Raw genomic sequence first — 8,106 nt, 5'->3', positions numbered from 1 at the left:
CCGAGTCCCAGACAATCAGCGTACGGATCGCCGTCGTCGTCGGCTGGATGATGTAGAAGTTGGAACTGGATGTATCACTGGTTTCATTATCTGAAAGGTCATTCACAACCACCTTGATCTGCGACGTAGCTGAGGGAAAGATTTGCGGCGGCAGGGTTGTTCCTGCCTCCTGCAGGGTCGGCATCGTCCACCAGAAGTTCTGCGAGTCAGCCTCCAGAGTATCGGATCCGGCCAGGTTCATATTGTTGCAGTCGGAAAAATTGACCCACCAGTTCTCAATAAATCCCACCTCACCTGCAACCCAGTCAACAATTTTCAGGGTCCAGGTACCAACCGAATTTTCCCCATCGAAATCGCTAAGATTTTCTTCCGGCCTGAATAAACCGGTATAAGGTGAACTGCCTTCGTCAAGAACAATAAGGGCTTCGTCATCAAAGAGTGTCATGTTGTATCCCGACCCACTCACACCGGATTGATCGGCGAGTCCGACTCTTGTTCCCATAGGACTGTATAGAGCGATAGACAGATCACTGACCCTTGGGTGGGAAATCATCACTCTGACATTAATATCGGAAATGGAAATACTATCACCTATCATAAGTTCAATCTCAACACCATTGCTGTCATTATCCGGAATTGGAGTCGGGCTAATTTTGTCAGAGTAATTCTTATACATAGAATCAGCAATACAGGTCCAGGTACCACCGGAATCGGTGGAGTAATATAGAGCCGTCTGTTGAACCAGGAAATTATCAGAAGACTCCCAGACGATAAAATGATCCGTCCGATTCTCATTATCTGTCGAATAGTCCCATGACTCCCCGCCATTCGGCACCTTTACATCGACGATAGGCGGAATTCCATCCTTAACGTGAAGCGTGATCGTGTTTTCATCGTCTATCCCCAGCAGATCCGTTACCCGGAGAGCCAAATCGTGGTCACCGGGAACATTCAAGCCGTAGTTGTCCAGGTCCTCCTCAGGAATAGACCAAGTCGGAGAATTTTCATCGGGGTTGTCGGGAAGGTCATCACCGTCCAGGTCCCAGCTAAAAGTCGCTTTGTCCCACATATCGTGGTATGGAATGCAATCCTGGGGATCATTTCCCTGACTGTCGACCTGGGCCGAGCAGGGATTGCTCCCATCCGCACCGGGCACACCGATGCCCACATCGTCCAGGAGCCAACCGAGAGATGCGTCGGAGAATCCTTTTCGTTCATAGGAGAATCGAACCAGAACATGGGAGCCTACGGGAAGATAGTCTGGCATGGTTATCTGAGCCGCCTTCCAATCCACACAGAAATCTTCAAGCTGAACCGGTGCGGGATCCATCCAGCTTGAAAAATGGCTTGTGTCCATAGCCAGCGTAATCCAAATCCCTCCCCCGCTGCAATTTGAGCAATCAATGCTTGAAGTACAGGTACAGGCCTCCACTCGTGCAGAGTCCGAGTGGAAGTTGTCCGCACGGAGGTAGTAACGAAACTCGATCAGCGAATTGGGGTCAACCGCAAATGGGAAAGCAGAGATAAGGGTATAAATACCCGGTCCTCCAATGGAATCTCCGGCCGTACAAAATTCTCCAGGAATAAAACTCGATCCGAAACGCCAGGCATGGTAGGGAGATGTAAAATCTGACTGAGTTGTACAATTTTCGTTCGTAACAATGTGCCACTGACCGTCAGGACAGGCAGGATCCGGGCTACAGGTCCATTTCTGCCCACCCTCCACGTCATCCATCCATGTAGTGGGAGAAAATCCGTTCAGAAGATGGGTCAATTCCAGAGGATCCCCATCTCCAATCTTGATCGTATCGGGTTCACCGTCCACCTCGTTCAGTATCTCCGGCGCGGAGGTGGGGGCTGAGTTGGGAAAATAGAAGCCGAGATCACCGTCCGGTGTTCCACCTGCAATGATCATTTCTCCCCCCGTCCAGAGGGCAGTATGGTGATACCGTGCTGAAGGTGAATTAAAAAAACTTGTATTTCGCCAGGTATCGGCGTCCGGATCGTAGTATTCACCGGAATTCAGGTACCCGGAGCCATCTCTCCCGCCCCAGATAATCATTTCACTTCCGGTCCAGGTAGCAGAATGAAAGGCTCTCGGGTAAGACAGTTGAGCCCGTGTGGTAATAGGAGTCCAGGCGGAGGGACTCATCGGAGAAGGATCATACCTATAGCCATCGTTTAAATAATTGTAGGAATCATCACAGGGCACAGACCCGGCGCATTGAGCTCCGCCCCAGATGATCATTTCATCTCCAGTCCAGATAGCCGAGTGACGATAGCGTTCAGAGGGAGATCCTGTATCCGACGTTGCCGTCCAGGACCCGGGGTCGTTCGGGTCCACTTCATTGAACGAGTAGATTCCGCCTGTATTCAGCTGCGGTCCTGGACACTCATCCTCATCAATTCCCGGGGACAGATATCCGCACCCGCCCCAGACGATCATACTTTCACCGGTCCAGACCCCTGTGTGATGGGCGCGGGCGGATGGAGCACCGCTGGTTGTCATAGTTGTCCATGAACTCGTACCCGGATAATACCGGGCTCCGCTGTTTGTGATTTCCCCCGTACCGGTACCGTCGTACCCTCCCCAGACGACCATCGCTGACCCTGTCCAGATCGCAGAGTGATACCCCCGTGCCGGAGAATCCGGGATTGCGGTCCAGGTGTCCGAACCAGGGTCATACGAATTCCCGCTTCCCAGGGATGATTCAGCATATCTTCCCCCGAATATGATCATCTCTTCCCCGGTCCAGACAGCCGAAGGGCTCGTTCGTGCGTCAGGTGCTCCCAATGTGGAGAGGTTCTGACGCAACCCTAACGAAGGCTGGTAGAGGTACCCGGTATTCACAGGCAAGCTAGACCAGGGAACGAGTCCCCCCCACACAATCATCTCTGAACCTGTCCAAATGGACGAATGTCTGGAACGGTTCTCCTTCACTTCGTCCCCCAGTTCGGTCATAGAATCCCAGAGGCCGGGATCATACTGTGGGTTAAAGATAAACCCGTCACCGTATACCAATTCTTCATAACAACCATTCTCCAGACATTCTCCTCCCCAGAGAAACATGTAGGATCCTGTCCAGACAGCCGTATGACCTTCACGCGCGCCTGGTGCATCGGTCAGGCTGGTTGTAACCCACGTGTCGGGAGAATACATTCCCCCGAGTCGGCTCCAGCCTCCACCATACCCACCCCAGATGATCATTTTTCCATAGGAACTTGCCCAAACGGCGGTATGATCAGCACGCGCCCAAGGTGCATTCGTGGTGGTCATCGTACTCCAGACATAATTCACAGCCTGTTTGCGTAACCCACCACCCGTATTCAAATAACTAAGGATTGTACAGCCACTGTCGTAACAGCCATAACCACCCCAGACATACATATACTGCCCGCTCCATACAGCCGTATGGTTCGCTCTGGCTGTAGGTACACCTGAAAGAGGAGTTGGGGTCCAGCTGTCATTACCAGGATTGTACATTCCTCCCGTATTCAGATAATTCGATCCATCGAATCCGCCCCAGACAATCATCAGGTTGTTCCCATAGATTGCCGTGTGGCCATCTCTTCCGGATGGTACATTCGCAATCGTGGAAGTCGCTGTCCAGGTATCGGTTGCTGGATTATATCGTCCACCGGTATTTGTCTTTTCTGTAGTGCTGCACCCGGGATAATCGGTACAGACTTCACCACCCCATACAACCATCTCTGATCCGATCCAGATCGCCGTGTGTCCATACCTGGGGTCCGGTGCTCCGGATATTTCCGTTTCAGTCCAGGTGTCGGTCACGGGGTCGTATCGACCCCCTGAATTCGTCCGGTTGTCCCGATCCAGCCCGCCCCAGATGATCATTTCATTTCCGGTCCAGACCGCCGTATGACGAAGCCGTGAGGTCGGCGCATTGTATGTCGACATAGGGATCCATGATCCAGAAAGTCCGACAGATGGGTTATACCGCGCTCCGGTATTAAGTGGATAGTTTTTCCCGTTCAGGATTGTGTACCCTCCCCAGATAATCATTTCAGTTCCTGTCCAGACCGCCGTGTGCTGGGAGCGATTGTTTGGCGTACTTTCCTCAGTAAGCCAGCTGTCAGGCCTGAATTCTCCACTGAACTCCCTTATTGCCGGCAGAGTATAGGAAGCTGTATCTGTCGACAGGTTGTTATCAACATTTATACATGGCCTGACCTTTTCCTCAAACCACGTGTCAAATGGAATTTTGTAGAAAACTCGAATCGCACCATGGATCTCGTCATTCTCTTTCTGAAGGGTCAGCCTTAGAATGAATGCCTCCGCAGTCTCATCCAATCGGATTTCGCCTGCATGTTCGGGAAATGGTTTAGAAAGGTCATCAAACTCAGCACTGCTTATCATCTGAGCATCTTTGAAGTTCGAGGGTACATGGTTTCCCTTGTCTTTTTTGAAATGGAATTCGTGAAATGTACCATCAGGCCATGTCTCAAAGGTATCGGATGAAATCTGGTCCTGAATAGAAAGGACTTTTCGCCGCAATTCCCCCTGGAACCTGTTGTCATAGGCATACTTACGCCTGAGGAGACGGTCGACCAACCATGGTCTGGCCAGACACTCCGCGATAAGGCCGGGGTGGTATCCGAGAGCTGAAAAGATCTCTTTTAATACCTCCGGATCCATTGTTTCCCTTCCCATTCTTTCGAGTTCTCCCTGAAGCTGTTCTACCGTAATGGATTGACTCCAGTATTGTTGCAATGCAGAAGATTTAGTCAGGTAGGTCTCGACCTTATGAATGATGTCATCGTCTGAAACCATGGATTCAAAGGGCGGTTTCGGTCCAGGATTTTCCTCAGGCCAGATCCGGTGGTTGTAGTAGACCCGTTCGATGGCTCTTTGAGCCTCAACCCGTTCCTCGAAGGTCAGTTGATGATTGGCAAAGAGAGTACATGCCCAGACAAGTGCCAATAAGACACTCAGCCATAGCCTTCGCCTCATAATTGCCTCCTTATGACAGACAGATACCTGCCTGTCCTGCCATAGATATATTATGGCACAGAGAGCGGCACAAAGAGGTGATTTCAATCACTTCCAAATCATATTTTCAGACAATCATGTGTCCGCTTTATTGATTTAAGGTCTCCTACAGTCGTTCAGAAATTAGAAAGCTGGTAAGGATGGTAAGGAATCAGAAAAGCCAGGATAACTGTACGGATGCCAGATTGTCGTTGGGATCGTATGGGCCATCGGTCCGGTTCCACATATACTCGGTCTTCAGAAGGAGGGTTCGAGTCAGGTTGTATCCCAGACCGACCTGAAGCCGTTCAAAATCATAATCCCACGGATCCGGAGTACCGTTGGACCGTTTCAGGTCGTTGAAGTGTATTTTCCCAAAGCGAACGGCACCGAAGAATCCGGCCATGAATTTCTGCTTGACTTCCGCCATCCAGGAGAGGTCCTTCGGGTCAGTGGTAACGTTTGGAACTTCCCACCGGTCCCAGAAGATTTCTGCTCGAACCTCGGTCCAACCCGCTGCATACGCCGCATTCAGTCCATAAATTTCCTGGATATAATCATCAATCGTCGCATCATACGGAAGAGTAGACTCAATCGCCGGCGTGGAATAGGGACCACGGCTGTAGGAAAATCCCACTTTCAGCGGTGAACTTACTGTGTAGAGGATATCAACCACATAGGAGGGACTGTAGGATTCCCAGGGTATACGGTTCCACTCTTTCGGTTCCGCTGAAGGCGCTCCATTCATGATTCCAAGCTTGAGATCGATCCGTTTTGTCTGAAACCCGACCAGGGCGCCTATCTGGTAAGGCGCGGCCCATATGATGGGAGCTCCCATCGGTCGGAAATGTTCGGGACGATCCTTCCAGTCAATGAATTTATTGTTATCGGGAGGAGCGAAACCCGGACAGATCATGGTCCGGTAATCGTACATGACGGGGGGGCGAATCAATGGGTCCGCGACGGAATCATGTCGTCTCGGGTAGGCACCAAAGGGAGAGACAAATTTGCCTGCCTGGAAATAGAATCCCCTTCCAGCGGGATGGCTAAGGCGGAAATAGGCCTGCTGAAAGCGGCCGGAAATATGCTCACTTGAAGGGTATTCGCTTCGATCTCCCCGAAGTTCGGTCTGGAAACGAAGCCACCCCTTCCAGTCTGCCGACAGGTAGAGGCTGATGCGACCGCTTACAAAGGCATCCTCGGTATCTTCTACGAGCCATGCTGGAGAGTCATCAGGAAGATATCCCTCCAGAGAGAGTCTGCCTTTAAGATCCAGCTGAAAATTACCCGACGATGATGTGTACACGATTCCGGGGTTATTCTGGGCCATGATCCCCTGAACGGAAGAAAACAGGAAAACCAGGGCAAGTATCATTCCAGAAAGAATGGTGGGGTTGAAAGAGGCCCGGGAAGACGGGCTGGATTTGAGCACAGAATATACCGGAACGGGACGTGTAAATCCCTTTACTTTGATGGCCTCACGTTCTACCGCATCAATATCCTTCCTGATTCTTCGATAGGTTGATTCTGAAACAAGAATCTCACCGGGCCCAGCGGCAGAGCAAAGACGGGAAGCCAGATTGACGGACTCTCCCAGCACGGTGTAATTCAGACGTCGATGGGATCCCATATTTCCCGCAACTGCCTCTCCGGTATTGACACCGATCCCAACATGGATGGAAGGCAGGTCACGTTGCAACCGGCTTTCGTTGAGCTCCGAAAGGGCATTCTGCATCGAGAGTGCCGCCTTTACGGCCCGCAGCGGATCATCCTCATGGGCGACGGGGGCACCGAAGACCGCCATCAATGCGTCTCCCACATACTTATCGACGACTCCGCCTTCCTGCTCTACCGATGCAGATTCCCGATCCATGACTTCATTGAGCATGGCAATCACCTCCTGAGGCTCCATCCCCTCGGTCAACGAGGTAAAACCACGAATATCGGCAAAAAGTGTTGTAATTTCCCTGGTCTCCCCGCCCAGGAAAACCTCTCCTTTTAACATTTCTTCCGCCACCTCTGCCGAGACCACTTTGTCCAGCAGAGAGCGATAACGCTCCTTTAACGAGAGTCCGCGCACCATAGAGTTGAAAGCCCGGGCGAGGAGACCCAGCTCATCCCTGGAAGTAACGGTCACTTCAAAATCAAGATCACCCAGGGCAACACGGTCTGTCGCCTGAACGAGATTTCGAATGGGGGAAGTCAAACTCCTGGAAAGCAGTGTGGCAACGATTAATGCCATGATCATGGCCGCCAATCCCATGATCCATAGAGCCTGCTGAATTTTGCGGAAGGGTGCCAGAGTCTCTTTCAAATCCAGGGCACATACGCGTGCTGCCCGTTCACCGGAAGGTGTTGGGAGAGGGTCGGAAATGACCGCAAGACTTCCCCCCTCAAGGATCTGGATTACCCTCTGATCTCCCTTGCTTGCCGCAACCATCGCACTGAGAAGAAAGGTGTCGGAATTAGGAACCGTGGCCACAACGCTGGTTCCGTTTACCACGAAAGCCACCTGAGCGTTCAGAACTTCACCCAGCTGCAGGCTGACTTCCCGGTCTACGGGAAACCCCAGCATGACTTCACCCAGCATTCTGCCGAAGAAGTTCAATGGGACAATGCTGACTGCATAAAGTTCACCGGCGTAGACGATGTAGCGAATGGAGACTTCGAGATCTTCTCCATTCACTGTCTCCCCGGGGGTTAAAACATCACTCCAGGACACCGGTTCACCTCTTACCATGGCGGTAAAGGGTTTGCCATCCGGGAATGCAAAAACAGCCAGTACGTCATTCAGCCCGGCAAGACGAAGTTCATACCGTGCCGCATCCAGCAGCACTTCAGGATCTTCTTCATCCAGAGCCGCTTCAAAGGCTCCCGGAATCCGGCTCGATTCCGTAAACCGCAGACTGACCTTTCGAAGCTGATCCTGCCAGAGGGTTTCCACATCGTGGAATGCCTTCTGGGCCTGTGTGGCGGCTGCGGATACGGAACGATCGATCTGTCGATGCGTTTCGAATCGAAGAGAGAGATAAAGAAATCCGACAAGGAACGTTATGATTATCGCTAATACAAAGAATAATTTCAGTCGAAAGGAAAGAAACGGGAGTTTCATTCCA

2 protein-coding genes are annotated in these 8,106 nt (G+C 51.6%); both read right to left on the bottom strand.

Going from position 1 to position 8,106, the window contains the following annotated elements; translation table 11 throughout:
- On the bottom strand, positions 1 to 4,972 hold a 4,972-nt coding region (locus PLD04_03885), incomplete at its 3' end, for a kelch repeat-containing protein (protein HXK67459.1).
- Between the two features lie 190 nt (positions 4,973 to 5,162).
- Positions 5,163 to 8,102 carry an adenylate/guanylate cyclase domain-containing protein gene (locus tag PLD04_03880; protein ID HXK67458.1) on the bottom strand — a complete coding sequence of 980 codons (2,940 nt, stop codon included), beginning with the start codon at positions 8,100 to 8,102 and terminating at the stop codon, positions 5,163 to 5,165.
- Positions 8,103 to 8,106: the final 4 nt, after the last annotated feature.

The organism is Thermoanaerobaculia bacterium, from assembly GCA_035593605.1.
Lineage (GTDB): Bacteria > Acidobacteriota > Thermoanaerobaculia > UBA2201 > DAOSWS01 > DAOSWS01.
The sequence above is the reverse complement of the archived record's forward strand: the minus strand, read 5'-3'. Positions and strand labels throughout refer to the sequence as shown.

What these genes read in the sequence shown, in the direction of transcription:
- PLD04_03880 (HXK67458.1), bottom strand. Translation starts at nt 8,102, where the DNA reads ATGAAACTCCCGTTTCTTTCCTTTCGACTGAAATTATTCTTTGTATTA.